Consider the following 23,662-nt stretch of genomic DNA (forward strand, 5'->3'; position numbering starts at 1 on the left):
TCAATATTCTATTTATCAGGCACACCACATAGTATGGTGTGCCATTTTGTTATTAAGCATTTAGGAATAAGAAATTGTCTTCTTCCATTGCAAGTAGATTATCTGCACCAGACAACATGGCTTCCACATGAGCTTTAGTGCGTGGCAAAATACGCTCGTAGTAGAAAGTCGCTGTTTGCAACTTAGCGGTATAGAAACCGACTTCGTCCGTACCCTCTTCTAACTTGGTTTTCGCCGTAACAGCCATACGTGCCCAGAAATACGCTAACACCACATAGCCAGAGAACATTAAGTAATCTACAGACGCAGCGCCGACTTCTTCTTTGTTGCGCATCGCTTTCATACCAATCTTCATGGTGACATCACCCCACTCACTGTTGAGCTTATCCAGTGCCGTGATGTAAGACTTAAAGCGCTTATCACCTTTGTGCTCTTTACAGAACTTGTGAACCATTTTAGTAAATCGACGCAAGGTAGCACCTTGGGTCATCAGGACTTTTCGACCCAAAAGGTCCAGTGCCTGAATACCGGTTGTACCTTCATAAAGCATCGCGATACGGCAATCACGTACGTTTTGCTCCATACCCCACTCAGCAATAAAGCCATGCCCACCAAATACCTGCAAACCTTGGTTAGCCGCTTCAAACCCTGTTTCCGTCAAGAAAGCCTTCGCAATTGGTGTCAACAAAGACATCAACTCTTCTGCTTCTTCTTTCTCTTCTTTGCTGCCATGCTTAGTGCTATCCACTAACATAGAACAATAATGAATCATTGCACGACCACCTTCTGCGAAGGCTTTTTGAGTCAGTAACATACGACGCACATCAGGGTGAACAATAATTGGATCTGCGGCTTTTTCAGGTGCTTTTGCACCAGACAAAGCGCGCATTTGCAGACGATCTTTAGCGTAAGCCACAGAATTCTGCAACGCCCATTCAGAGTGAGCCAAACCTTGCATTGCCGTACCCAAACGCGCTGCGTTCATAAAGGTAAACATGCAATTCAAACCACGGTTTGGTGGCCCAATTAAGAAACCTTTTGCACCGTCAAAGTTCATCACACAAGTCGCATTACCGTGAATCCCCATCTTGTGCTCGATGGATCCACAAGCCACTTGGTTACGGTCGGCTTTTTCACCTGCGTCATCCACGTTGAACTTAGGCACAATAAATAATGAAATACCTTTAGTACCAGCTGGTGCATCAGGCAGACGCGCCAACACAATGTGGACAATGTTGTCCGCCATATCGTGCTCACCCGCAGAAATAAAGATTTTTGTACCACTGATGGCATAGCTACCATCTTCTTGAGGTTCTGCTTTGGTTTTCAACATACCTAAGTCAGTACCACAATGCGGTTCAGTCAAACACATGGTACCAGTCCATTCACCTGATACGAGCTTGCTTAGATACGTTTGTTTTTGCTCATCCGTACCGTGTTGCTCGATGGTGTTCATCGCACCATGGCTCAAACCTGGGTACATTCCCCAAGACCAGTTTGCCGTAGAAATCATTTCTGTGACCAACATACCTAGAGAGTCTGGCAAACCTTGACCACCCATTTCTTCAGGGTGAGACAAAGATGGCCAACCACCTTCAACGTATTGCTGGTAAGCTTCTTTAAAACCTTCTGGCGTGGTAACAACACCCTCATTGAACTGACAACCCTGTTGATCACCAACACGGTTTAAAGGAGAAAGAACACGCTCTGCAAACTTAGCGCCTTCTTCTAGAATCGCAGATACCATATCTGGTGTTGCTTCTTCAGCACCAGGCAGTTTTGCGTAATGACCGTAAATATCCAGAACTTCTTCTGTGACAAATTTGATGTCGCGCAAGGGCGCTTTATATTCAGGCATGGCCTATGACCTCTTATTGTTTTTGTTGGAACAGTTCCAAAATGAACTCTTTCGATGTTAGAAAGAGTCGTCTATAACAGCCATTCTCTCAATAACAAAAGATGCCAAAGTTAATGACAAAATACACCAAGCGATTTTTTTTGAACCTTCCCAACATGAACAATTCGTAAATCAAACCGCTCCACACACCCTTGAAATGAATTTCAACGCTCTAATTTCAACAAGTTATAAAAACTAACATTGATCATCACCCCTTATTGTCATGGGATATGTTTTTACCTCTTTAGCCACATTGTCCGCTCATAAAAAAATGGCATAAACGAATAAAAAAGCATCAAGATGAGACTTTCCCCCACCACGTCATGCTGTAGAATTCATTTATTAAGGAAACCATGTAATGACTTAAAGAAGGCGTTTCTCTGATGGGGCTGATGTTCAGACGACCTATTCGTACCTTCTTCACATTGGGCAATGTATTGGCGCTGACATTCATTTATAAAGACGGATCAACACCCTATGCAAAACTTAAAACACAGTGCTTTAATGTTCATCGCGGTGCTTGGGTTACAAGCAGAAGCGGCGTCCGTATGGAAAATATCCACGGAGACCAAGCATCTCTACTTAGGCGGAACAATTCATATGTTGAGCGCCTCGGATTATCCATTACCAAGCGCCTATGACCAAGCCTACTCCGTGGCGGATAAAGTCGTTTTTGAAACCGATATCACCGCACTAAATCAGCCCTATTTCCAACGCAAACTTCAAGACACCATCACCTATTCTGATGACACTAAAATCCATCACATCTTAAATAAACCGACCTACCTCAACCTCTTCCAATATCTCCAATCAAGAAACATCACCAGTGAAAGTATTGAACACTTTACGCCCAGTGGACTGTCTCTTTTACTCAGCATGCAAGAACTCAAACAACTTGGTATGAACCAAATAGGAGTCGATGCATTCTATGCTGAAAAAGCCAAACAGGATCAAAAAGCTCAAGCATGGTTAGAATCACCGGATGAGCAACTTCGCATCTTGAGTAGTCTTAATCAAATTGACCCAAATGACTTAATTAATTACACCCTTGAGGACATCAATGGCATGGCGGACTCATTACAAGCGTTGAAACTAAGCTGGCGCAATGGCCAGTTAGATAGCTTGGCAAAACAGCAGTTAAATGAACTTCAACAGAGTTACCCTACGATTTATCACACCTTGATTGCTGAACGAAATCAAAATTGGCTCCCTAAGATAGAGCAGCTAATCAACACAGCAGAAATTGAATTCATTATGGTTGGAGCCTTACATCTAGCGGGGCCAGACAGTCTTTTGCAGAGTTTAAAAAGCAAAGGTTATCGGATCGAACAGCTCTGACTCCCTGTCACAGGATGAATAAGATTGTATCCCGCAGCAGGGTTAGAGATAATAACCGTTTAAAGCAAAAACTGTGGACTACAACAACTATGACACCCAATAACAAAAAGCCGGTCTTAATCGCTGGGGGCGGTATTGGCGGCTTAAGCCTTGCCTTAACACTTCACCAAATTGGCGTACCTTGTTTAGTACTTGAATCCGTAGCGGAACTCAAACCCCTTGGTGTCGGCATAAACATCCAACCCAATGCTGTTCGCGAATTATATGACATGGGGTTAGAGCAAAAATCACTAGACACCATTGGCATTCAAACGAAAGAATGGACCTTAGTAGGCCTCAATGGTAAAGAGGTATACAGTGAACCTAGAGGGCTAGATGCTGGGTATCATTGGCCACAGTATTCTGTACATCGTGGTGAGCTCCAAATGTTGCTATACCGCACCGCGATTGAGCGCCTTGGTAAAGAGGCCATCAAAACCGGTCATAAAGTAACGCACTATCAAAATACAGCGGACGGTGTCATCGCCACAGTGGCGTTAACCAACGGAGAGCAGATCGAACTAGAAGGGGCTTTATTGATTGCCGCCGATGGTTTGCACTCTGCCGTACGTGCGCAAATGTACCCACAACAACCCCCTATTCACTGGGGCGGTGCGGTTATGTGGCGCGGAACCGCAAAAGCAAAACCCATTCGCACTGGGGCTTCCTTTGTCGGGTTAGGTACTCATCACCATCGCATCGTGTTCTACCCTATTACACCTGCCGACCCTGACACAGGCTTAGCGACCGTCAACTGGATCGCTGAGGTTACCATGGACAACTCTGAGGGTTGGACCAGCGGTGATTGGAACAAAAAAGTCCAATTAGAAGACTTTATTCATCACTTTGAAGGCTGGGATTATGATTGGGTAGACATTCAAGGCTTACTCCGAGGCGCGGAAGAAGTATTCGAATACCCAATGATAGATAGAGACCCCGTACCAAGTTGGGTAGATGGTCATGTCTGCTTAATGGGCGACGCTGCACACATCATGTACCCGACTGGCTCCAATGGCGCGAGTCAGGCCATTGTCGATGCTCGCGAGCTAGGCGCTTCCATCTTGAAATTTGGTGTCACCCAAGCTGCTGTAACGGATTTCAATGACCGTTTGTGTGCTGGCATTTCCGAAGTGGTATTACGCAATCGTGGTGCCGGTCCCTTTGTCATTTTGAATGAGCTAGATAAACGCTGCGGTGGAGTATTTGATGACATTGAAGCCGTTTTTCCAGCACAAGAGCGCCAAGATTTGATGGCCAAATACAAAGCAGCTGCAGGCTATGCGATGGAGGCTCTTAATCATGCAGCCCCCACTATAAACACAGACGCACCAACACCAACACAAAACGCCAACCAAAAAGCGTCTTAAGCGGATAAGAGGAAGTTACATGCTGCAACATTATGTGTTTATCAAATATCAAGACAACACATCGGCCGATCACATCGACGCGTTTGTTGAAAAGATGCAAGCATTGAAAGGTCGCATTGATGAAATTAAAACGCTGCATATTGGCAGGGACGAGTTAAAAGAAGCGCGCAGTTGGGATCTCATATTGGATATGCAATTTGCTTCCATTGAAGATTTACGTCGTTATCAGACTCACCCTGAACACCAAGCAATCATGGCGTTTAACGATCCTCATGTGGCCGATGTTGGCGCCATCGACTTCGATAAATAACCCCGCCAATATGGTGCAGTTAATATTTTTTCAATATTAACTGCACAAATCCGCCTTATTTTTTTATACTAACGCCGTTTTTTAAACCCTCAAATTTATAAACCACAATTAAGGCAAATCAATGCTTGAACGTTTATTTCAACTAAAAGCACATAATACAACCGTGCGAAACGAAGTGGTTGGCGGTATTACTACCTTCCTAACCATGGCTTACATTATCTTTGTAAACCCATCCATTCTAGCGCAAGCTGGCATGGACCAAGGCGCGGTATTTGTTGCCACTTGTCTTGCGGCCGCAATTGGCTGTTTGATTATGGGCCTTTACGCCAACTACCCAATCGCGATGGCGCCAGGTATGGGCCTTAATGCTTTCTTCACTTACGGTGTTGTATTGGGCATGGGCTACTCTTGGGAACAAGCGCTAGGTGCAGTTTTCCTATCTGGTATTTTGTTCATCATCATCAGTATCTTCCGTATTCGTGAATGGGTCATCAATGCCATTCCTTCTTCTTTGAAGCTGGGTATTGCGGCAGGTATCGGCTTATTTTTGGCTATGATTGCTCTGCAAAATGCGGGCATCATCGTCAAAAATCCAGCCACTATGGTCGCTCTAGGCGATTTGTCATCACCTTCTGCTATTTACGGTCTGATGGGCTTTTTCATTATTTGCGCACTTGCTTACCTTAATGTAACAGGCGCGGTAATGATTGGTATTTTGGTTATCACCGTGTTGTCTATGATACTTGGCCAAAATCAGTTTGGCGGTCTAGTGTCTATGCCACCTTCCGTTGCACCCACTTTCCTTGCGATGGACATTGAAGGCGCATTCCAAATCAGCATGATCAGTGTGGTATTTGCTTTCTTCTTTGTTGACCTGTTTGACACTTCTGGCACGTTAGTCGGTGTTGGTCAGCGTGGTGGTTTGTTGGATAAAGATGGTAAATTGCCTCGCTTAAAGAAAGCCTTGTTAGCCGACTCTACTGCCACTGTTGCAGGTGCCGCTCTAGGTACTTCTTCAACAACAAGTTACATTGAAAGTGCTTCAGGTGTTGCTGCGGGTGGCCGTACTGGTCTTACTGCTGTCGTGGTTGCTGCGCTTTTCTTGTTGAGTTTGTTCTTTGCGCCATTAGCTGGCTCTATCCCAGCGTACGCGACTGCAGGTGCGCTAATGTACGTTGCTGTGTTGATGACCAGCAGCTTGGCACGTGTTGAGTGGGAAGACATCTCCGAAGCTGCACCTGTATTAATTGCCGCTTTCACTATGCCGCTAACCTACTCCATCGCCGATGGTATCGCTTTGTCTTTCATCAGCTATGCTGTGATCAAGCTACTTTCAGGCCAAGGCAAGCAAGTTAGCCTTGCTGTTTATACTTTAGCCGCTTTGTTTATCGCTAAGTTCTTTATCTTCGTGTAAGACTGGCGACCACCATAAAAAAATGGGAAGCCAATTGGCTTCCCATTTTTTTTCCTTAAATATTGCTTCAGTTCATTGCCATTTTTAAAAATGAACTAGGACAAAGGCAACACCACTTCAATCATCAAGCCACCCAAAGAACTTTTCTTCGCCTGTATATGACCGTTGTGCTGACGAATAGCATTTTCAGTAATAGCGAGCCCTAGCCCTGTACCACCAGAATGACGATCTCGTGCGGTAGATACGCGATAAAATGGTCTAAAGATAGACTCTAATTCATCATCAGGCACACCATCGCCATCGTCTTCTACGCAAACCATGAGGCGCTTGTCCTGCAATACCAGAGACACCTTAACTAGGCTGTGGCTATAACAAATGGCATTACGAATAATGTTTTCCAGAGCGCTCATTAACAATTGTGGATGACACATAATGTCGCAGGCCGGAATGTCTGGTAGCTCAACTTGCTTATGTCTTTGCTCTGCTTCGAACTGACTGTCTGCAAACAAGCCTTCCAATAAACTCGATAACGGCTGACGTTCACGGGTGAGGTGACTATCCACTTGCAAGCTCGATAGCTCAAGCAGCTTACCTATCATTTGCTCCAGTCGTTGCGCTTCAATATCAATCCGCTCCAGCTCGGAACTTTCCCCCTGTTTACGAGACGCCAACGCCTGCGCCATACGCAATCGAGTTAAAGGGGATCTCAATTCATGAGAAATATCCGATAACAAACGTTGCTGACGACTGATCATCATATTGACGGCTTCGACCATTTGGTTGAAGCTGGCCCCTGCTTGACGAAACTCCTGAGTGCCTTTCTCCAATTCTGGGTCCGTTTCAAACACACCTTGCGCTACACGTTTAGCCGCTTCTTCCAAGCGCCTCGCTGGTTGACTCAGCGCCCATGCCAACCAGAGTAAAAATGGCGTACTTACCAGCATGACAACCAAGAGCAAACGCAGAGGATGATCAAACAACTGTAATAAGAAATGCGGCGGTTCATTCCAGCGGTGAGCAAAGATTAAATAATAATCTTGACGCGCAAGATAGATGGGAATGGGACCAGAAAACATCGTTTTGCCATACAAGCGTTGGCGAGGTATTTCAGGATTTTCAATACTGGAAACAAAATTACGCAAAGAACGATCAAGGAAATCGGAACGCTTCCCCACTGTAACAATATTGCCGTCAAGGTCTGTTAAGAACATACGTAGACGACGGTCATCTTTGTCTTTATTACGTGGCGGGCGCCCTTCCAATATGGCAATCACTGGCTCAATGCTGTGAGCTTCGGCATAACGCTCCTCAAGCCGATCGCGCATTTTTAACATCATATCATGATGAGGTGGCGAGATAGCCCGACTCTTGCGCGGGTCTAAATGCGGCAGAGTCAATACCACCATCACGATTAAAAACATGGTAAACCAGAAGATGGCAAAAATTCGGCCATACAAGCTGGTGATTTTTGGCAACCGCATCAGGCGCTCTCCACCAGTAAATAACCACGACCACGCAAGGTTTTAATTCGCGCTTTACCATTGTCCCAGTCAGGCAGCTTTTTACGTAAATTGGAAACATGCATGTCAACCGCACGATCAAAAGCCGCAAGGCGCTTACCCAGCACTTCAAGACTGAGATCTTCCTTAGTTAACACCTTTCCCGGATGCTGTACAAAGTAATGTAGCAAAGCAAATTCTGTGCTGGTTAAATCCAATAACGCGTCTTGGCAATACGCCTCTAAGCGCCCCGGATACAGCTTTAAATCATGATAAACCACACCATCTGACGCTTTTTCACTGCTCACTGGTGCTTGGGTACGACGCAAAATAGCGCGAATACGCGCCAGCAACTCTCGTTCGCTAAATGGCTTAGGCAAATAATCGTCCGCACCTAACTCCAAGCCGACAACACGATCTATTTCATCGCCTTTTGCGGTTAACATTAATACGGGGACCGACCACTTCTCACGCAGCTGCTTCAAGGTGTCGAAGCCATTTAATTTCGGCATCATGACATCCAATAAAACCAAATCCACGGACTCACTCATCGCCGCTAATCCCGCTAATCCATCATAAGCAGTCGATATCTGGAAGTTTTCAAATGACAACACTTCTTTAAGCAAATCACTCAATTCAACATCGTCATCAATAATTAAAATATGTGTCATCACGTTCTCAAACCTTACTGATCCTAAAGTCTATTTTACGTTGAAACCCCGTTGAGATTTTATCCTTTACGATACTTTACCATGCTTAGACCGCGCTTTACCTAGCAGATCCTATTCTAGTTCACATGCAGTCGAACACTGCCAAAGAGAGCAACCTTTAATCATATTGAGGATCAGACTATGAAATTCACAAAGCAACTTATCATCGCTTCCCTTGTTTTACCTTTAACCCTAGGCGCAACCAGCAGTTTTGCTCACGGCGACAAAGAAGGTAAAGGCCCACGCGGACCACAACAAGAATGTCGTATGGGCGGTTTTGACCGCGGTATGATGAAAGAGTTGACGTTAACAGACAGCCAAAAAGAACAATTGAAAGAATTACGCAAAGACAGCCGCGAAGCAATGAAAGCTGAGTTTGATAAAGCGCCAAAACCGGATATGCAAGCACGTGAAGCACACATGCAAGCGCTAAAAGATCTGATGATGGCTGATAACTTTAACCCAGCGAAAGCCACTGAGCTGGTAAAAGAAATGAGTGAAAAACGCACTGAACGTCAAGTACACAAGCTGAGCCAACAACATAAAATGCTAAGCGTATTAACGGCCGATCAAAAAGAGACATTCTTTGAGCTTCAACAAGAGCGTGCTGAAGATTGTGCCGACAAGCCTCATAAAGGTAAACGTCACTAAGGTCGATTCAAGACACAAAAAAGGCAGCTTACGCTGCCTTTTTTTTATCACCTACCAGCTAAAAGATACTTATTTAGTTCCGTTTCCAAATACGGGCCACAGCGCGATCACTACCAAGTAACCCAACCACTTCGCAAACCAAACCGGTACCACAGAATAATACAATTGGAATCATTCCTGCGAATTGCCCTGTCACCAAAGTCACATAAATCGAAATGGCACCAATAACCAAACACAAGACCCCTAACGTAATGAGCACTTTACGGTGGGATGGTTTGTAATCATACGCCCCTTCACCATCCTCAAAGAGGTTTAAAATAGGTGAACACAACTTTTCCAAAACCGCTTTCATAACTCGATCCCAATCACTTTATCAATGTATTTTGCCTAATATCATCAATCAAAAGAAACCCACTGTCATCAAAATAAAACCAAATTGAGATTAAACTTCGCTCTCTTGTCGTCGATATAGAAATACACATACAAACTATTTTCATTTACTAACATAATGGAGAAAAAATGAAAAAGATTTTGTTATCTAGCTTAGCAACCGCAGCGGTTACTCTTTCAACAGGCACTTATGCAGAGTCATTATTTACTTTCATTGATTATGGATTCGGTAAAGTAGACGTTAGCTCTTCTGATGATGACTACACTTCCCTTTCTGGCGCATTTGAAACCTCTGGCGGGCCTTATGTTGCATTTGAATCAACGGAATACGGCAGTTTGGATGTCATGGCCGTTGGTGCTGGTGTGTATTCCAGTGTTGGCAGTCAATCCAATGTTTTTGGACAATTACAATATGTGGAAGTGGATCTGGGCCGCAATGACGAAACAGGCTTCCGTCTTACTGCAGGTATACGCTCCACTATTTCAGATCGCGTTGAACTGGAAGGTAAGTTCAAATACGACGACGTTTTCTCTGACACAGATTCCAGCTTTGCTGTGGCGGCTCGCTATTACGTCACAAAGAACTTCTCAGTGGCAGCCAACTATGACACAGCGGAAATCGCTGGGTACAACTACGATGCCATGTTCGCTTCACTACGTTTGAGCTTTTAAGTCCGTTTAAGCAACAAGGTTAAATCAGACAATAAAAAAGCGCTTGTCGGTCTCCACATGGAACACCAACAAGCGCTTTTTTTGTGCATCAACCCCGATTAAACGACTTTCGTTAACCAGTTGTGCTTGTCTTCTGCTTTACCCCATTGAATATCATTCAATGCTTGACGAAGCTTCTGTGCAATTGGGCCAGGTTCGCCACTGCCCACTTTGAAGTCTTTGCCATTATGAATAAAAGTACCTACAGATGTCAGCACCGCAGCGGTACCAGACAATACCGCTTCCACTTCTGGCTTAGCAGCACGTTCCAATAGCTCATCAACCGTAATATCACGCTCAGATATTGTCATACCCAAGTCTTTCGCTAGCGTCAAAATAGAAGAACGTGTCACACCATGTAGGAAACTCGTGTCCAAACCTTTGGTGATGATTTCATTACCGTCAATCAACAAAAAGTTAGCGGCTCCCGTTTCCTGAACATCCCCATTTGGACAAAACAAGATTTGATCCGCTTGTACCGATTCTTGTGCTTGGAAAATCGGCCCGAGTGCACTGGCATAGTTAGCACCGCTTTTTACCATCCCCATGTGGGGTGCACAACGCATACCCGTTTCTTCAAGCAGCAAGCGTAGCGCTTTTGCGCCACCGGTAAAATAATCGCCAACAGGCGATAACAAAACATACAACATAGAGGTCGCCGTTGGTACAGCCGCTTTACCAATGGCCGCTTCCGTACCAATATGAGTTGGACGAATGTACATAGAACCAGGAGGTGTGGGAACATCCTCAGCGTATTCTGCTACCACATCCAAAATCATTTTCGACACCGCCGCCTCATCCAATTCCGGCAAAGATAACAAACGGCTACTTTGCACCAAACGTTTGACGTTTTGGTCCATTCGAAATACATGCACACTGCCGTCTTCATGGCGAAATGCCTTCAAACCTTCAAAGCAGGTACTAGAGTAATGTAAGACGTGCGCACCTGGATGCAATTGAATGCTGTCCGCCGCTACTATGCTTGCTTCACTCCACTGATTATTTTCGAATGTCGCTAATGCCATCTTAGGCATAAAAACGCTACCAAAAGCCGCCATTACTGTTTCCTAATTTAGTTGAAAAAAAATGAATTACTTGAGCTAAACAAGCCACAGAACGAGCCTTTTTTAGCATGACTGATTCCGTCCACAAATATTAAAACGGAACCGAGTTTGAAGGAAGCAAATATGAGGTTAGGAAGGAAATAAAATGAAATACTCAATATTTTTTGCCATATTGGTTACATAAAAGCCGACCATTGGCTTAAGACCAAGACCAACCCCAATAAATTGACAAACACGCTTGCCCAAAACACCAACATAAAACGCTTTTTACTCCGCTTATGATGGAATAACTTTTGCGCCACCAGCGCTCCAATCCAACCGCCCAACAAAGACAGTAAGTGCAAGGTGGATTCCTGAACTCGCCAATGACCTCGTATCGCCGCGTGTTTATCAAAACCGTAAGCCAAAACAGCTAAAAGGCTGAAAAAAGCATACCAAGCACAAATTAAGCTGAACATCATAATTGGGCTCGAATTGACTCCATGCGTTTACGGTTTACGCCCAAATCAGAGTAGCCCACTCGAGAAGCTGATCGAATGTGAATAGTCGTCAAACTCGGTGACTCTTCAACAAAGTAGAATTCCACATCATCAACAAAGCGAAACAAGGCAGACTTAAACTCAGCATGTAAATAGTTTGCTTCCTTGATCACGATATTCACACGTTTAGTCTGCTGCAGAATGGCTATAATTGCCTGATAAGCATTTTCTAGATTGCCATGAAATAACAATGGATCAATATAATGCTCTCTGTCTTGTGCTTGACTACTGACACAGTTCGGCTTATTCGAACAGGCCGTTAGTTGACCTTGATTCACACCCAGTTTTGCCATGCTATTTCCTCTACCACTGATGCCAATTAATGTATCGTCATAGTTTGCTTATTCACGCAAGCTTTCGACAAATTATACCATCCTTCAAAGGCTGCAGCTCCTTGTAACAACTTATACTTTATACGCCCGTCAAAATATAACAGGCGAGACCACTACTAACGGTTCTTAAGTGATTCAGTCGTGTCCACCTCGTTGAGTATTCATGCCAAATGGCATCACTTTGTTGCTTGTCTTCTGGGCTAAGCTTTAGTCGCTCATTCAATGGCACATTTCCAAACAAGGTGACCGCAAACATACCAAATAAATACATCACGGCTGACGTTACCCAAAGCCATGAAGTATTCTCTTGCCAGTGAAATACATGCCATATAAAAGCCCCCAACAACCAAAGACTGGTGGCAAAGAAAACGGGCATAAAGCCACTGCGTAAAATTACTTGATTTATGCGGTTCATGGCCTTAATCGCGTCACTTGCCGACAAACGATTTAATGCCCTCATCACGAACACAGAAAAAGCGAAATAGGTGCCCGTCATGGTGCCCAGCAAGACAATCAACAATCCTGTCATCTCAGCGCTCCTGTTGCTCACGCCACATGGACAAACTTGCTAGGTCAGCAAGATATTGATCAAAATTACGTGCAGGTCGATCCAATACTTGCATTACCGTATCTGTTGTAGACGCATTACGACCATCCAACACATTGACAAACAGCTCATTGATTAGCCAAGCCATTTCATCCGGTAAACCTTGCTGTTTAGCACCTGACAAATAGGCCTCTACTGGCACAGGAGTGAAGTGTATTTTCCGCCCTAAGATGTTGCTGATTTTCTCAACACAATGATCAAAACTTAGCAATTCAGGCCCAGTCACTTCCAGCAATCGATTTTGTAAATGAGGCTGAGTTAACGCCGCAGCCACCACATCGGCAATGTCTTCTACATCAATAAAAGGTTCTTTAGCGTTAGGCTTTGGCAAGACCAAGTCTCCAGCTGCAATGCCCTGTGCCATAAAACTTTCACTGAAATTCTGCATAAACCAACTGGCACGAACCACATTCCATTGTAGCCCACTCTGCATTACCACCTGCTCCGCTCGAAGTGCTCCCTCTTCTCCCCGACCAGATAACAAAACAACATGCTCTATCCCAACTTGCTTTGCCACCTCAACAAACGCCACCATATCCTCTTGTGCTTGTGGCACTGCCAGATCAGGATAATAAGTCACATAGACGGCTTTTACTCCGGACAAAGCCGACGCCCAAGTACCTAGCTCTGTCCAATCAAAAACAACATCACTATGGCGTGACAAACCTCGAGTACTCAATCCCAACGCACTCAATTTATTAATGACTCTTGCACCCGTTTTACCCTGTGCACCTATCACAGCAATCACTTCACGTTTCATTTTAAACCCTCACTTTTAATTGGGAGTTAGCAAGCTGCTGCTAACCTGAAACAAAGTGTAAAAGGCGCCACCTTGATATTTAATGCTTTAACATCCATACTTTTTTGCAGTTTGTCTAAAAAATCATTTTAATGGACTTTTGCATGCTCCCTCCACGTGACATCCCAAGCCACTCAGACACTCTTGGCGAAACACTCTACTCGCTTAGATTAAATGGCTTGATCTACGCCAATTCAGAATTAACAGCCCCTTGGGGAATCGCGATGCCACCATTGATGGGAAAAATGATGTTCCACATCGTGACGCAAGGCAGCTGCTGGTTAAGCTTTGAGAACGGTCAAAGCCATTTTTTACAACCTGGGGAATTAGCGCTGGTGCCAAAAGGATTGGGGCATACCATTAGCCATGAAAAGGAACAGGCATGCGAACCTTTCTTTGATATTCCTGTTACCAAGCTCTCAGAACGATATGAGTTCTTGCGCTATGGTGGAAAGAGAAAGGCAAATGAAAGAGAAAGTCAAAGCCACCTCACTCGACTCATCTGCGGGGTGTTAAGCTTTGATCATCTTGCTGGGCAAAAGCTGGTAGAACAACTACCCGAAGTCATACATCTTACGCCGTCAAAAGACAATCTGCCTTTATCGCTGCAAAACATGATACAAACACTGGAACAAGAAGCCACTACCCTCGCCCCAGGCGGCGAAACCATCATGACGCATTTGGCAGACATTATAGTAATTCAAGCCATTCGTAGCTGGATCACTCAGAATAACAGTGGGACAAGCGGATGGCTTAGTGGACTGCAACACCCAAAATTGAGTAAAGCCCTATCCGCCATTCATACTCAGCCACAACACGCTTGGACGGTAGACAGACTGGCTAAACTATCTGGCATGTCACGCTCAGGATTTTCAGCACAATTTACTCAAGTTATCGGTACGTCGGTAAAGCACTATCTCACCGAATGGCGAATGAATTTAGCGAGAAATAAGATACAACACACTTCTGTCACATTAGCAGATCTGGCCGAAGAATTGGGCTATCAGTCTGAAGCCGCCTTTTCCAGAGCCTACAAGCGTATCTTAGGTGAGCCACCCCTTCGGCCCAAAAAGCTCATAGGGGATAAACGCGTTTAAAGTGCTCCAACACCAGCAACATATTTTCTTTAGGAGAAATCCCTAATTCTTCACACTCCTTTGAAAAGAAATCCCAGTGAGCTTCACGCCACCAGCGCAATGACTTATCACCTTCACCCTCTGCCGCCGCAAACTCGGCCGTCACGTCATTAAAACGGCATTCGCTAACTTGGGTCGTCTCAATAATACAAACAGGCTCACCCTGCCAGTTGGTGACCACTTGCAAATGCCCAACTTGGGGATAGGCTTCATTCTCATGATGATACCAATGGGCCATACTGCAAGACGCACGCTTTTCACCTCGTAAAACCAGCTCAGCACAAAGATTGGCATTCACCTCATCGGCACAAAAGTGATCCGCACTAAACGAAGAGTACTGCTCAGCTTGCACCTTGGGCAAAGAATTCAAATAACGTGTTAGGTAGGATCGACTATTCGATTGCATTACAAGGAAATAATAAGAGACAAAATGATAAAACTAAATATAGACGGCTTTATAAATAAAGCCGTCTAATTCGACAATTAATCGTCAATCGTTTCACAAACCATATTACTGGAATCAATTGCCTCACATAAATGAAGCTCTCCAGAAACACCAAACGGGCGGTTATGATTTTCAGTTACAAAGTACATATTATCTTCAGCAGCAGGTTCAATACTTGTAAAGGTTGAAGCACAACCAGTCAGACCAACCGCAATCAGCAAAGCTAATAATTTAAATTTCATTTTTCAAAATCCTTTTACTTAAAATCAACATTTATACGTTCACAATCACCAGCATCTGGTGTTGATGGACAGTGAAAAATAGCTTTACTGCCATCATATTGACCGGACACGAAACGACCACCATCTGGTGCGACAGCACTATCATTGTAAAAAGATGAACAGGCACTGACACTTGCTGCGACAGTAATTAATAAACATAATTTTTTTAGCATCATTGATACTTCCTTTTAAAGTAAAACAATCCTTAAGCGCAATTTAGATATATTAGAAAGGAGCTCTTATCCTTAAAGCTAAACATCCATAATTATAACGAAAGAAGCAAAGTTCCCTCGAGCTTAAGAGCATATTATCTAGCCACTTCATATTACTAAACAGCCAATTAAAATTCCAACTCTAATTAATGATCAAACAAAAATATAAATCAACTAAATGCTTTTATTCTTGATAACCATATACCACCTTTCTTATTAGAGCGTCATTATACTTTTCCTATGAGCTATAATCAGGCCTGAACAAACTCTTTCGGCCTGTCACTTAACGCCTCTACAATGTCGTTAATCATGGCCCTAACAATGGGCTTTTGTGCCGATGACGGTTTCCAAACCAAATACAACATAGCGTTATCTTGTTCAGTCAGTGAAGCCTGCCAATTTGGCAATACCTCAACCAAACGACCGTCTTTTAGATCCTCTTCAATAAAAAGTTTACTCACCAAAGTAATACCCTGGTGCGCTTTGGCCCACATCAACAAAGGTGTTCCGCCTTCTGACGAGAGCATTGGGTCAATGCGGATTTTTCTATGCTCAGTTCCCTTTTTAAAATGCCACCAAGTATGCTGACGAGATCGATAAAAAGCCAAACAAGCGTGAGATTTTAGATCCTCTGGTGATTCAATGGGGGCAGACTGTTGCAGATAAGACGGTGAGGCAACCAGTACATTGGGCATCAGTCTTAATGGCCGAAAGAGCAAACTTGAGTCATCTGGACGCCCATATCGAATGGCCAAATCAAATGGGCCTTTATGAAGATCAGAGAGATTATTGTCCAAACTGATCGCAATCTTAGTGTCTGGGTGTTTCTGTCTAAATTGGGCGATAAGAGGCACTAGAATGGCTCTGCCTATGGAGTCAAATGTGGCGATGCCTAAACTGCCATCAACCTTAGCATCTTCTTTAACAAAACTGTGCTTGGCGGTATGAACTGACTGCAAGATTTGTTTGCATTGATTATAAAACTGCTCCCCATCTGGTGTGAGATCCAGCCGACGAGTTGAGCGAATCAGCAACTTGGTTTTCACTTCATGCTCAAGCTGATTGACCTTTCTAGTGATGGAGCTCGGCTTTTTCCCTAACGACTCCGCCGCCGCACTAAAAGAGCCTAATTCCACCACTCTGACAAATTGTTCCATCGCCTCAAACACAAGATGCATTCCTTATTTATCAATGAAAAAGCAGTATTCCCCATTATTGCGCATAACGCAAAAATAGAAACCTAATCTAGGCAGTTTATGCATTGGTAGAAACTCGGCACCATGTCCTTATTCACTTAAAACACATAGGAGCAAACCATGAGTGTATTCAATCTAATCGAGAAAAGACGTTCAATTAAACACTTTGATCCCGACCACAAAATGTCTGAGCAAGAGTTTGATAAACTCATCAAAGCGGCGATCCTGGCCCCTACCTCTTTCAACATTCAGCATTGGCGCTTTGTACGTGTGGTGGACGAAAATCAGCGTCACAAAATCCAAAATGCCGCGTGGAACCAAGAACAAATCAGTTCCGCATCTGAACTCGTTATCATAGTCGCCAACACCCAAGCTTGGTCCGACAACCCGAGAAGATACTGGAAGAACGCCCCAAATGAGGTTCAAGACATGCTGGTGTCCATGCTGGAAAACTTCTATCAAGACAATGCATGGCTACAAAGAGACGAAGCCATTCGATCCGGTGCCATGGCTGGGCAGAACCTAATGCTGGCTGCGGAAGAAATGGGCTACAACACCAGCCCAATGATCGGCATCGAATTTGATAAGGTCGCCGAACTGATTCAGCTTCCCAAAGACCATGTCATCGTCATGATGTTGGCCATCGGCAAAGGCACCAAACCCGCACAACCGCGAGGTGGACAGCTTCCTGTAAAGGAACTGGTGATTGAAAACTGCTTTTAATCGCTCCCCTTTGCGCTCTAATTAGCCGCGCCCAAATGGTGTTCATTTACGGTATTTAAGCGGCCATTAAAACAAAGCGGTTTCGATCAGACTTTTGACTTCAACGAGCTGGCTTTCATTGTCGACTAGACACTCAATTTTGGATTGAGAAACACTGTCTTGCATGGCGAATGCCAGCTCATTTTGGGTGATGTTGCACTCAATCGCGCTGTCATCATTCAGGTTGAGCCGACCTTTGAGTCGCCAAAAGCCTTTGTGCTGCTTGAGTTGATGGGCGAGGTTTTCAACCGTGTCTTGCTGAAAATGCATTTCACCTGCAATCACCCAACCAATGCTACAAAGGGTTTGATCGCGCTTTTCATAACAAGTGATCTTTTCATGCTGGAATCTGAGCGTATCAGACTCATGATGATGACTGTTTTCATGATCATGGGAGTGATGATGGTTTGAGTGATCATGGTGCGCATGGTGATGAGGCAGTACGGACGAAGCATTGCTCTTTGAATAATCCAGCCAGGATAAAGCGATATCACCATGATAAGAAAAAGCGTACTTTTTCGGATCGTTAAGCTGTGCAACGAAAGCAAGAAATTGGTCTTGCTCGACGTCTGAGTATTGATCGGCTTTAGAGGCAATAAGCACGTCGGCTTGGTCAATCTGATCAAAGAACGCCGGATGACCTAAGTATCTTGGGTCTTGCAGGTTACGCACATCCAATAGACAAACTGAGGCTTTGACATCCAGCACGTCACGGTAATGCTCGGCTTGCAATTGCGCCATGATTTGCGCTGGGTGGCCAATGCCAGTGGGTTCAATGAGTATGCGATCAGGATTCACCTGCTTGATCAGTGCGTTCAAACCGGTACTAAACGCCGCCGAGGTCACGCAACACAAACAACCACCTGGTACTTCTTTGATGCTGGCACCACTGTCTGCCAGTAACGCGCCATCTATGCCCACTTCACCAAACTCATTAACCAATATCGCCCAGTGTTCACCCGCTGGCGCCTTACTAAGCAGTTGGCGAATGAGTGTGGTTTTACCGGACCCTAAAAATCCGGTAATGATGTTCACTGGGATATTTTGATAAGTCATAGTGTCGGCTTAAGCGTAACGACTTTTTATTGCGATTTATCGCCACTAATGCGACTGCCAATCGCGGAGGTTTGATCCTTGTACTTGGCATTGTCACGCTTGTTGTATGGACGCTCAGCAGGGCCAGACAAGGTTTCAAAGTTAATCGCCCCTATCGTCATGCCTGGGCTTAAAGCAATCGGCAGTTTACCGCCGTTAAGGAATTCCAAAACAATACCCCCACTCCAACCTGGGTCAATACGATGAGCCGTTACGTGCACCATGAGCCCTAAACGCGCCAGAGAAGAGCGACCGTCTAACCACCCCACCAAGTCATCTGGAATCGTCACCGACTCTTTGGTCACACCCAACACCAGTTCCCCTGGGTGAATGAAGAAAGGTTTGCCATCCTCCACTAAAATTTCGTCGCTCATGACAGATTCGATAACTTTACTCAGGTCATCTTTGGAACTGCTCAGGTCAAGGTAAGGCGCAGGGTGACCTTGAAACACTCGAAACGAGTTGCCCAAACGCAAATCCACCGACACACCGCTGATCACGCTGTTGTCTGGGCGTGGTTCAATCACTATGTCGCCTTGGTCTAGGGCTTTAATTATATCTCGGTCACACAAACGCATGTTACTTCCTCAATCGTCGCTCATGCCAATGGTTGGCATCACAAATTGCTGTTCTTGTTGGCGGGCAAGGGTAGCACCCAACTGACGAGCAATCGACTGATAAATGCCCGTCACGTCACTATCGGGGGAATTTACCACAATCGGCTTACCTAAATCACTCTGTTCACGGATCGATAAACTCAATGGCAGCTTGCCAAGCACATTCACACCGTATTCTTTTGCTAAGCTGGCACCGCCCTCATCCCCAAAGATGGCTTCATGATGACCACAGTTAGAACAAATGTGCGTCGACATGTTTTCCACCACGCCTAAGACTGGAATCTTCACCTTGTTAAACATTTCAATGCCACGACGAGCATCCAATAAAGCAATGTCTTGTGGTGTGGTGACGATCACTGAGCCTGCTACTGGCACTTTTTGCGATAAAGTGAGCTGAATATCCCCTGTGCCCGGCGGCATATCAACAAATAAGTAATCCAAATCATCCCAATCAGTTTGCGTCAGGATTTGCATCAAAGCCCCCGTTACCATGGGACCACGCCATGCCACAGGCGTATCTTTGGTCGTCAAAAAAGCCATCGACATCACTTGCACACCATGCGCGCTCGGCGGAATAAAGAACTTTTCATCACGCACTTGTGGTCGAGTACCATCAGCAAAGCCCAGCATCATACCTTGGCTTGGACCGTAAATGTCTGCATCCAGAATACCAACCCGCGCGCCTTCACGCGCCATCGCCAAGGCCAAATTCACCGTAGTTGTAGACTTGCCAACCCCACCTTTGCCCGACGCCACGGCGATCACATTTTTCACGCCATTCAGGCCAGGTAAATTACCCTGTGTGGTGTATTGACTGATTTCGTGCTCAACCTCTAAAGTCAATTCCCGACTATCATGCAAGGCAGTTTGAACGACTTGCTCCAATTCGGCCTGCTGTTGTTGCGCTGGGTAAGGTAAAGTCAAGCGCAGATGCAAACGAGTGTCATCACCGGTCAATTGCCAGACATCGCCATAGGCTTGTTGGGTATTGGGGTCGATCAATTCAGCCAGAATGGTCTGCTGTTTAGCATGCAATTCGTCTAAGGTGGACATGTAGGCTCCTATTAACAAGCGGCGCAAATAAATGAGTAAGATGATGCCAATGTGGGGGCAAATTGCGGAAAAGCAAGGCTGAGACTTGCACTCAACCTGCACTTAATAAGAAGTAGAGACTTATTGCACAAAATAAGAAGTGGCGACTTATATCGCGGAAAAGCAAGGCTGAGACTTGCACTGAATAAGTGGCGACTTATAATGTCGCCTTCTAATAGATTATCCCTATTTTTGACATGCGCTCAATTAGCATCAATAACAAGAATACGGATGGAATTTTCGACCTTTTTTAATCCAGTAGGCTTATCAAAAATGGCACAAACGCAACGTAAAATACTCGTCACCAGCGCCCTTCCTTACGCAAATGGTTCTATCCATTTAGGACACATGCTGGAACACATCCAAACCGACATCTGGGTGCGTTTTCAGAAAATGCGTGGGCACGTGTGTACTGCGGTTTGTGCTGATGACGCTCATGGCACTGCCATCATGCTCAAAGCGGAACAAAACGGCATCACTTCAGAAGAGCTGATCGAAGGCGTGCGCCAAGAGCACATGAAAGACTTCAATGATTTCTTGATTGGTTACGATAACTACCACTCAACTCACTCAGACGAAAACCGTGAGATTTCTACCAGCATTTATAAAGCTCTGCGTGATAACGGCAAAATCTCAGTACGCTCCATCGTGCAAGCCTACGATCCAGAAAAAGAAATGTTTCTTGCTGATCGCTTCATCAAGGGAACTTGCCCTAAATGTAAAGCAGAAGATCAATACGGTGACAACTGTGAGGTCTGTTCTGCCACATACACGCCAATGGAAATGATCAACCCACGTTCGGTGTATTCCGGTGCGACCCCCATTGAAAAAGAGTCTGAGCATTACTTTTTCAAACTGCCAGACTTCCAAGATTTCTTGGCAAAATGGACCCGCAGTGGCACCTTGCAAGACCAAGTGGCGAATAAATTAGCAGAATGGTTGGACTCTGGTCTGCAAGAATGGGACATCAGTCGTGATGCACCTTATTTTGGGTTTGAAATCCCAGATGCACCAGGCAAATACTTCTACGTTTGGCTAGATGCCCCGATTGGCTACATGGCGAGTTTCCAAAATCTGTGTGAGCGTACTGAGGGTTTGAACTTTGAGGAATACTGGGCGAAAGATTCAGACGCTGAGCTTTACCACTTCATCGGTAAAGACATCATCAACTTCCATGCCCTGTTCTGGCCAGCCATGTTGGATTGTGCAGGATACCGCACGCCAACTGGCGTCAATGCCCACGGCTATGTCACGGTAAACGGCACTAAGATGTCTAAGTCACGTGGTACTTTTATTAAAGCACGTACTTACTTGAATCATTTGGATCCGCAATACTTGCGCTACTACTTTGCCGCTAAGCTTAACGCCAGTGTCGATGACATAGATTTAAATTTAGAAGATTTCATCCAACGAGTGAATTCTGACGTAGTAGGTAAAGTGGTTAATATCGCCAGCCGTACCGCCAGCTTTATTACTAAGAAGTTTGATGGTCAGTTGGCTACTGAGGTCAGCGAAAACGACATGATTCAATCTTTCATTGATGCAGGCGATGTGATTGCCGAGCATTTTGAAAGCCGCGAATACGGTAAAGCCGTTCGTGAAATCATGCGTCTAGCGGATGTGGCGAATACTTACATTGCCGATCAAGCCCCTTGGGTATTGGCAAAAGACGAAGCCACGCTGCCTAAGGTTCAAGAAGTCTGTACCGTAGCACTCAACCTATTCAGCATTTTGGCGACGTATTTAAAACCAGTTATGCCAAACATGGTGGCTGACGCCGAAGCCTTCTTAAATAAAGAGCTGACTTGGAACAATCGCTCTGAATTATTGTTCGGCAACACGATCAATAAGTTCAGACCATTAATGGGTCGCATTGAACAGAAGCAAATCGATGACATGATCGAAGAAGGCAAAGTAGAAGCTGCAGCAGAGGCCGCAGCGAAAGAAGCGTCAAACACCAGCAAGGAAGAAACCGAGCTGAGTAAAGAGCCGATTGCTGAGGAAATCAACTTTGACGATTTCGCGAAAGTGGATTTGCGCATTGCTTTAATTGCGAAAGCAGAGCATGTAGAAAAAGCCAACAAGCTTTTGAAACTAACGCTTGATATAGGTGGTGAAACACGCACTGTTTTCTCTGGTATTAAGTCAGCTTATAAGCCAGAAGATTTAGAAGGCAAATATACGGTCATGGTCGCAAACTTAGCGCCACGTAAGATGAAGTTTGGTTTATCTGAAGGCATGGTATTAGCGGCAGGCCCTGGTGGTGAAGAGATCTACTTACTAGAACCACACGCTGGCGCAAAACCTGGCCAACGCGTCATGTAACAGCGATCCGCTATTGTTTAACCTAGATGAGAAACATTCTTAATAGGTTAAACAATAGCATTGTAATAGATACATAAATCCAACTTATATAATCGAAACTTATTATCTATATACTAAATCAGACTATATATCTGGCATTTTTACCTTTGTTAGTTATAAGCAGATTGGTATAGTTACGCTCGCAGGAAGTGCTCGGGCAAGCACTATTAGTTTCAATGAATTTACCCTTTTTTTGGACGTGAGATGACTGAATATCTGTTGATACTAGTCAGCACCATTTTGGTGAACAATTTTGTCTTGGTACAGTTTTTAGGACTCTGCCCTTTCATGGGTGTGTCTGGCAAACTGGAGACATCTATTGGTATGGCCATGGCCACCACCTTTGTACTGACACTTTCCAGTCTGTGCAGTTATCTTACTTTTACCTACATATTGCAGCCATTTGGCTTGGAATATCTGCAAACCATCTCCTTCATCTTGGTGATTGCCGTTGTGGTGCAATTTACTGAAATGGTGGTACACAAAACTAGTCCTTTGTTATATCGCGTATTGGGGATCTTCCTACCCTTGATTACAACCAACTGTGCTGTGTTGGGTGTCGCGCTGCAAAATATCAGCAAACAAAACGACTTTGTTGAATCCATTTTATATGGCTTCGGTGCCGCCGTTGGTTTCTCCTTTGTCTTGGTATTGTTTGCCGCCATGCGTGAACGCATTAATGTGGCTGACGTGCCTGTGGTGTTTAAAGGCTCAGCAATCGGCATGATTACGGCAGGTTTAATGGCTTTGGCTTTCATGGGCTTTACCGCCCTAGTACAGATTTAGGAGCCAAAC

General features: G+C 44.8%; 26 protein-coding genes. 10 read left to right on the forward strand and 16 right to left on the reverse strand.

What is annotated here, in order from left to right:
* Nucleotides 1-52 precede the first annotated feature (52 nt).
* Nucleotides 53-1,858: an acyl-CoA dehydrogenase C-terminal domain-containing protein gene (locus DFP76_RS06755; RefSeq protein ID WP_113873894.1), complete on the reverse strand. Its 1,806-nt coding sequence runs from the start codon at nt 1,856-1,858 to the stop codon at nt 53-55.
* Nucleotides 1,859-2,374: 516 nt separating this feature from the next.
* Between DFP76_RS06755 and DFP76_RS06760 the strand changes: the two genes are divergently transcribed.
* From DFP76_RS06760 to DFP76_RS06775, 4 genes are all read left to right on the forward strand, one after another.
* Nucleotides 2,375-3,235 (forward strand): TraB/GumN family protein, encoded by an 861-nt coding sequence (locus DFP76_RS06760; protein WP_113873895.1) that lies wholly within the window; start codon nt 2,375-2,377, stop codon nt 3,233-3,235.
* 89 nt (nt 3,236-3,324) lie between these two features.
* Nucleotides 3,325-4,641, forward strand: coding sequence for a flavin-dependent oxidoreductase (locus tag DFP76_RS06765; RefSeq protein ID WP_113873896.1), 1,317 nt, complete (start codon nt 3,325-3,327; stop codon nt 4,639-4,641).
* 19 nt (nt 4,642-4,660) lie between these two features.
* A complete protein-coding gene (locus DFP76_RS06770; protein ID WP_113873897.1) occupies nt 4,661-4,951 on the forward strand; it encodes a Dabb family protein in 291 nt (96 codons plus the stop codon).
* A 121-nt stretch (nt 4,952-5,072) separates the two neighbouring features.
* Entirely contained in the window at nt 5,073-6,365 is a 1,293-nt protein-coding gene (locus DFP76_RS06775; protein ID WP_113873898.1) for an NCS2 family permease, read from the forward strand.
* Nucleotides 6,366-6,460: 95 nt separating this feature from the next.
* Here the strand turns inward: DFP76_RS06775 and cpxA are convergent, their stop codons facing one another.
* Nucleotides 6,461-7,846, reverse strand: a complete 1,386-nt coding sequence (cpxA, locus tag DFP76_RS06780; protein ID WP_113873899.1) for an envelope stress sensor histidine kinase CpxA — start codon at nt 7,844-7,846, stop codon at nt 6,461-6,463.
* Nucleotides 7,846-8,535: a response regulator gene (locus DFP76_RS06785; RefSeq protein ID WP_113873900.1), complete on the reverse strand. Its 690-nt coding sequence runs from the start codon at nt 8,533-8,535 to the stop codon at nt 7,846-7,848. Before DFP76_RS06785 ends, cpxA begins: the two co-directional genes overlap by 1 nt.
* 180 nt (nt 8,536-8,715) lie before the next feature.
* On the opposite strand from DFP76_RS06785, the gene DFP76_RS06790 reads away from it, so the two are divergent.
* Nucleotides 8,716-9,225: a CpxP family protein gene (locus DFP76_RS06790; RefSeq protein ID WP_113873901.1), complete on the forward strand. Its 510-nt coding sequence runs from the start codon at nt 8,716-8,718 to the stop codon at nt 9,223-9,225.
* Nucleotides 9,226-9,298: 73 nt separating this feature from the next.
* Here the strand turns inward: DFP76_RS06790 and DFP76_RS06795 are convergent, their stop codons facing one another.
* Nucleotides 9,299-9,577, reverse strand: a complete 279-nt coding sequence (locus DFP76_RS06795) for a hypothetical protein (protein WP_113873902.1) — start codon at nt 9,575-9,577, stop codon at nt 9,299-9,301.
* 167 nt (nt 9,578-9,744) lie between these two features.
* Between DFP76_RS06795 and DFP76_RS06800 the strand changes: the two genes are divergently transcribed.
* Nucleotides 9,745-10,287: a hypothetical protein gene (locus DFP76_RS06800; protein WP_113873903.1), complete on the forward strand. Its 543-nt coding sequence runs from the start codon at nt 9,745-9,747 to the stop codon at nt 10,285-10,287.
* Nucleotides 10,288-10,385: 98 nt separating this feature from the next.
* Here DFP76_RS06800 and DFP76_RS06805 read toward each other — a convergent pair whose 3' ends face one another.
* The 5 genes from DFP76_RS06805 to DFP76_RS06825 form a co-directional block, all read right to left on the reverse strand.
* On the reverse strand, nt 10,386-11,384 hold the full coding sequence (locus DFP76_RS06805; RefSeq protein ID WP_113873904.1) for a branched-chain amino acid aminotransferase: 999 nt from the start codon (nt 11,382-11,384) through the stop codon (nt 10,386-10,388).
* Nucleotides 11,385-11,566: 182 nt separating this feature from the next.
* Nucleotides 11,567-11,851 (reverse strand): DUF1294 domain-containing protein, encoded by a 285-nt coding sequence (locus DFP76_RS06810; RefSeq protein ID WP_245931889.1) that lies wholly within the window; start codon nt 11,849-11,851, stop codon nt 11,567-11,569.
* Complete coding sequence (locus tag DFP76_RS06815) at nt 11,848-12,222, reverse strand: DUF1499 domain-containing protein (RefSeq protein ID WP_113873905.1); 375 nt, start codon at nt 12,220-12,222, stop codon at nt 11,848-11,850. The genes DFP76_RS06810 and DFP76_RS06815 overlap by 4 nt, the downstream gene beginning before the upstream one ends.
* A gap of 118 nt (nt 12,223-12,340) precedes the next feature.
* Complete coding sequence (locus DFP76_RS06820) at nt 12,341-12,790, reverse strand: anthrone oxygenase family protein (protein WP_113873906.1); 450 nt, start codon at nt 12,788-12,790, stop codon at nt 12,341-12,343.
* 1 nt (nt 12,791) lies between these two features.
* Nucleotides 12,792-13,628 carry an NmrA family NAD(P)-binding protein gene (locus DFP76_RS06825; protein ID WP_113873907.1) on the reverse strand — a complete coding sequence of 279 codons (837 nt, stop codon included), beginning with the start codon at nt 13,626-13,628 and terminating at the stop codon, nt 12,792-12,794.
* A 143-nt stretch (nt 13,629-13,771) separates the two neighbouring features.
* Between DFP76_RS06825 and DFP76_RS06830 the strand changes: the two genes are divergently transcribed.
* Nucleotides 13,772-14,764 (forward strand): AraC family transcriptional regulator, encoded by a 993-nt coding sequence (locus tag DFP76_RS06830; RefSeq protein WP_113873908.1) that lies wholly within the window; start codon nt 13,772-13,774, stop codon nt 14,762-14,764.
* On the opposite strand, the gene DFP76_RS06835 is transcribed toward DFP76_RS06830, so the two are convergent.
* The 4 genes from DFP76_RS06835 to DFP76_RS06850 all read right to left on the reverse strand — a co-directional run bounded on the left by DFP76_RS06835 (nt 14,742) and on the right by DFP76_RS06850 (nt 16,910).
* Nucleotides 14,742-15,209 carry an ASCH domain-containing protein gene (locus tag DFP76_RS06835; protein ID WP_113873909.1) on the reverse strand — a complete coding sequence of 156 codons (468 nt, stop codon included), beginning with the start codon at nt 15,207-15,209 and terminating at the stop codon, nt 14,742-14,744. The genes DFP76_RS06830 and DFP76_RS06835 overlap by 23 nt on opposite strands.
* A gap of 77 nt (nt 15,210-15,286) precedes the next feature.
* The gene (locus tag DFP76_RS06840) at nt 15,287-15,490 is read right to left on the reverse strand and encodes a hypothetical protein (protein ID WP_113873910.1); all 204 of its coding nucleotides are present in this window, start codon (nt 15,488-15,490) and stop codon (nt 15,287-15,289) included.
* Nucleotides 15,491-15,504: 14 nt separating this feature from the next.
* The gene (locus tag DFP76_RS06845) at nt 15,505-15,705 is read right to left on the reverse strand and encodes a hypothetical protein (protein ID WP_113873911.1); all 201 of its coding nucleotides are present in this window, start codon (nt 15,703-15,705) and stop codon (nt 15,505-15,507) included.
* 287 nt (nt 15,706-15,992) lie between these two features.
* Nucleotides 15,993-16,910, reverse strand: a complete 918-nt coding sequence (locus tag DFP76_RS06850; RefSeq protein WP_113873912.1) for a LysR family transcriptional regulator — start codon at nt 16,908-16,910, stop codon at nt 15,993-15,995.
* 147 nt (nt 16,911-17,057) lie between these two features.
* Here DFP76_RS06850 and DFP76_RS06855 point away from each other — a divergent pair, with 147 nt between their 5' ends.
* Entirely contained in the window at nt 17,058-17,660 is a 603-nt protein-coding gene (locus DFP76_RS06855) for a nitroreductase family protein (RefSeq protein ID WP_113873913.1), read from the forward strand.
* A 66-nt stretch (nt 17,661-17,726) separates the two neighbouring features.
* Here the strand turns inward: DFP76_RS06855 and DFP76_RS06860 are convergent, their stop codons facing one another.
* From DFP76_RS06860 to apbC, 3 genes are read right to left on the reverse strand one after another with little or no spacing between them, the layout of a single operon-like run.
* Entirely contained in the window at nt 17,727-18,755 is a 1,029-nt protein-coding gene (locus tag DFP76_RS06860) for a CobW family GTP-binding protein (RefSeq protein WP_113873914.1), read from the reverse strand.
* Between the two features lie 26 nt (nt 18,756-18,781).
* Nucleotides 18,782-19,372, reverse strand: coding sequence for a dCTP deaminase (gene dcd / locus DFP76_RS06865; RefSeq protein ID WP_113873915.1), 591 nt, complete (start codon nt 19,370-19,372; stop codon nt 18,782-18,784).
* Between the two features lie 9 nt (nt 19,373-19,381).
* Nucleotides 19,382-20,464, reverse strand: coding sequence for an iron-sulfur cluster carrier protein ApbC (gene apbC, locus DFP76_RS06870; protein ID WP_113873916.1), 1,083 nt, complete (start codon nt 20,462-20,464; stop codon nt 19,382-19,384).
* Between the two features lie 312 nt (nt 20,465-20,776).
* On the opposite strand from apbC, the gene metG reads away from it, so the two are divergent.
* On the forward strand, nt 20,777-22,828 hold the full coding sequence (gene metG / locus DFP76_RS06875) for a methionine--tRNA ligase (protein WP_113874147.1): 2,052 nt from the start codon (nt 20,777-20,779) through the stop codon (nt 22,826-22,828).
* Between the two features lie 243 nt (nt 22,829-23,071).
* Entirely contained in the window at nt 23,072-23,653 is a 582-nt protein-coding gene (gene rsxA, locus DFP76_RS06880) for an electron transport complex subunit RsxA (protein ID WP_063333039.1), read from the forward strand.
* The last annotated feature ends 9 nt before the right edge of the window (nt 23,654-23,662 follow it).

This window comes from Marinomonas aquiplantarum (genome assembly GCF_003314975.1).
Classification (GTDB): domain Bacteria; phylum Pseudomonadota; class Gammaproteobacteria; order Pseudomonadales; family Marinomonadaceae; genus Marinomonas; species Marinomonas aquiplantarum.

What these genes read in the sequence shown, in the direction of transcription:
- DFP76_RS06805 (WP_113873904.1), bottom strand. Translation starts at nt 11,384, where the DNA reads ATGGCGGCTTTTGGTAGCGTTTTTATGCCTAAGATGGCATTAGCGACA.
- DFP76_RS06825 (WP_113873907.1), bottom strand. Translation starts at nt 13,628, where the DNA reads ATGAAACGTGAAGTGATTGCTGTGATAGGTGCACAGGGTAAAACGGGT.
- metG (WP_113874147.1), top strand. Translation starts at nt 20,777, where the DNA reads ATGGCACAAACGCAACGTAAAATACTCGTCACCAGCGCCCTTCCTTAC.
- DFP76_RS06830 (WP_113873908.1), top strand. Translation starts at nt 13,772, where the DNA reads ATGCTCCCTCCACGTGACATCCCAAGCCACTCAGACACTCTTGGCGAA.
- rsxA (WP_063333039.1), top strand. Translation starts at nt 23,072, where the DNA reads ATGACTGAATATCTGTTGATACTAGTCAGCACCATTTTGGTGAACAAT.
- DFP76_RS06840 (WP_113873910.1), bottom strand. Translation starts at nt 15,490, where the DNA reads ATGAAATTTAAATTATTAGCTTTGCTGATTGCGGTTGGTCTGACTGGT.
- DFP76_RS06860 (WP_113873914.1), bottom strand. Translation starts at nt 18,755, where the DNA reads ATGACTTATCAAAATATCCCAGTGAACATCATTACCGGATTTTTAGGG.
- DFP76_RS06765 (WP_113873896.1), top strand. Translation starts at nt 3,325, where the DNA reads ATGACACCCAATAACAAAAAGCCGGTCTTAATCGCTGGGGGCGGTATT.
- apbC (WP_113873916.1), bottom strand. Translation starts at nt 20,464, where the DNA reads ATGTCCACCTTAGACGAATTGCATGCTAAACAGCAGACCATTCTGGCT.
- DFP76_RS06800 (WP_113873903.1), top strand. Translation starts at nt 9,745, where the DNA reads ATGAAAAAGATTTTGTTATCTAGCTTAGCAACCGCAGCGGTTACTCTT.
- cpxA (WP_113873899.1), bottom strand. Translation starts at nt 7,846, where the DNA reads ATGCGGTTGCCAAAAATCACCAGCTTGTATGGCCGAATTTTTGCCATC.
- DFP76_RS06820 (WP_113873906.1), bottom strand. Translation starts at nt 12,790, where the DNA reads ATGACAGGATTGTTGATTGTCTTGCTGGGCACCATGACGGGCACCTAT.
- dcd (WP_113873915.1), bottom strand. Translation starts at nt 19,372, where the DNA reads ATGCGTTTGTGTGACCGAGATATAATTAAAGCCCTAGACCAAGGCGAC.
- DFP76_RS06755 (WP_113873894.1), bottom strand. Translation starts at nt 1,858, where the DNA reads ATGCCTGAATATAAAGCGCCCTTGCGCGACATCAAATTTGTCACAGAA.
- DFP76_RS06845 (WP_113873911.1), bottom strand. Translation starts at nt 15,705, where the DNA reads ATGATGCTAAAAAAATTATGTTTATTAATTACTGTCGCAGCAAGTGTC.
- DFP76_RS06815 (WP_113873905.1), bottom strand. Translation starts at nt 12,222, where the DNA reads ATGGCAAAACTGGGTGTGAATCAAGGTCAACTAACGGCCTGTTCGAAT.
- DFP76_RS06770 (WP_113873897.1), top strand. Translation starts at nt 4,661, where the DNA reads ATGCTGCAACATTATGTGTTTATCAAATATCAAGACAACACATCGGCC.
- DFP76_RS06775 (WP_113873898.1), top strand. Translation starts at nt 5,073, where the DNA reads ATGCTTGAACGTTTATTTCAACTAAAAGCACATAATACAACCGTGCGA.
- DFP76_RS06835 (WP_113873909.1), bottom strand. Translation starts at nt 15,209, where the DNA reads ATGCAATCGAATAGTCGATCCTACCTAACACGTTATTTGAATTCTTTG.
- DFP76_RS06810 (WP_245931889.1), bottom strand. Translation starts at nt 11,851, where the DNA reads ATGATGTTCAGCTTAATTTGTGCTTGGTATGCTTTTTTCAGCCTTTTA.
- DFP76_RS06760 (WP_113873895.1), top strand. Translation starts at nt 2,375, where the DNA reads ATGCAAAACTTAAAACACAGTGCTTTAATGTTCATCGCGGTGCTTGGG.
- DFP76_RS06795 (WP_113873902.1), bottom strand. Translation starts at nt 9,577, where the DNA reads ATGAAAGCGGTTTTGGAAAAGTTGTGTTCACCTATTTTAAACCTCTTT.
- DFP76_RS06855 (WP_113873913.1), top strand. Translation starts at nt 17,058, where the DNA reads ATGAGTGTATTCAATCTAATCGAGAAAAGACGTTCAATTAAACACTTT.
- DFP76_RS06790 (WP_113873901.1), top strand. Translation starts at nt 8,716, where the DNA reads ATGAAATTCACAAAGCAACTTATCATCGCTTCCCTTGTTTTACCTTTA.
- DFP76_RS06785 (WP_113873900.1), bottom strand. Translation starts at nt 8,535, where the DNA reads ATGACACATATTTTAATTATTGATGACGATGTTGAATTGAGTGATTTG.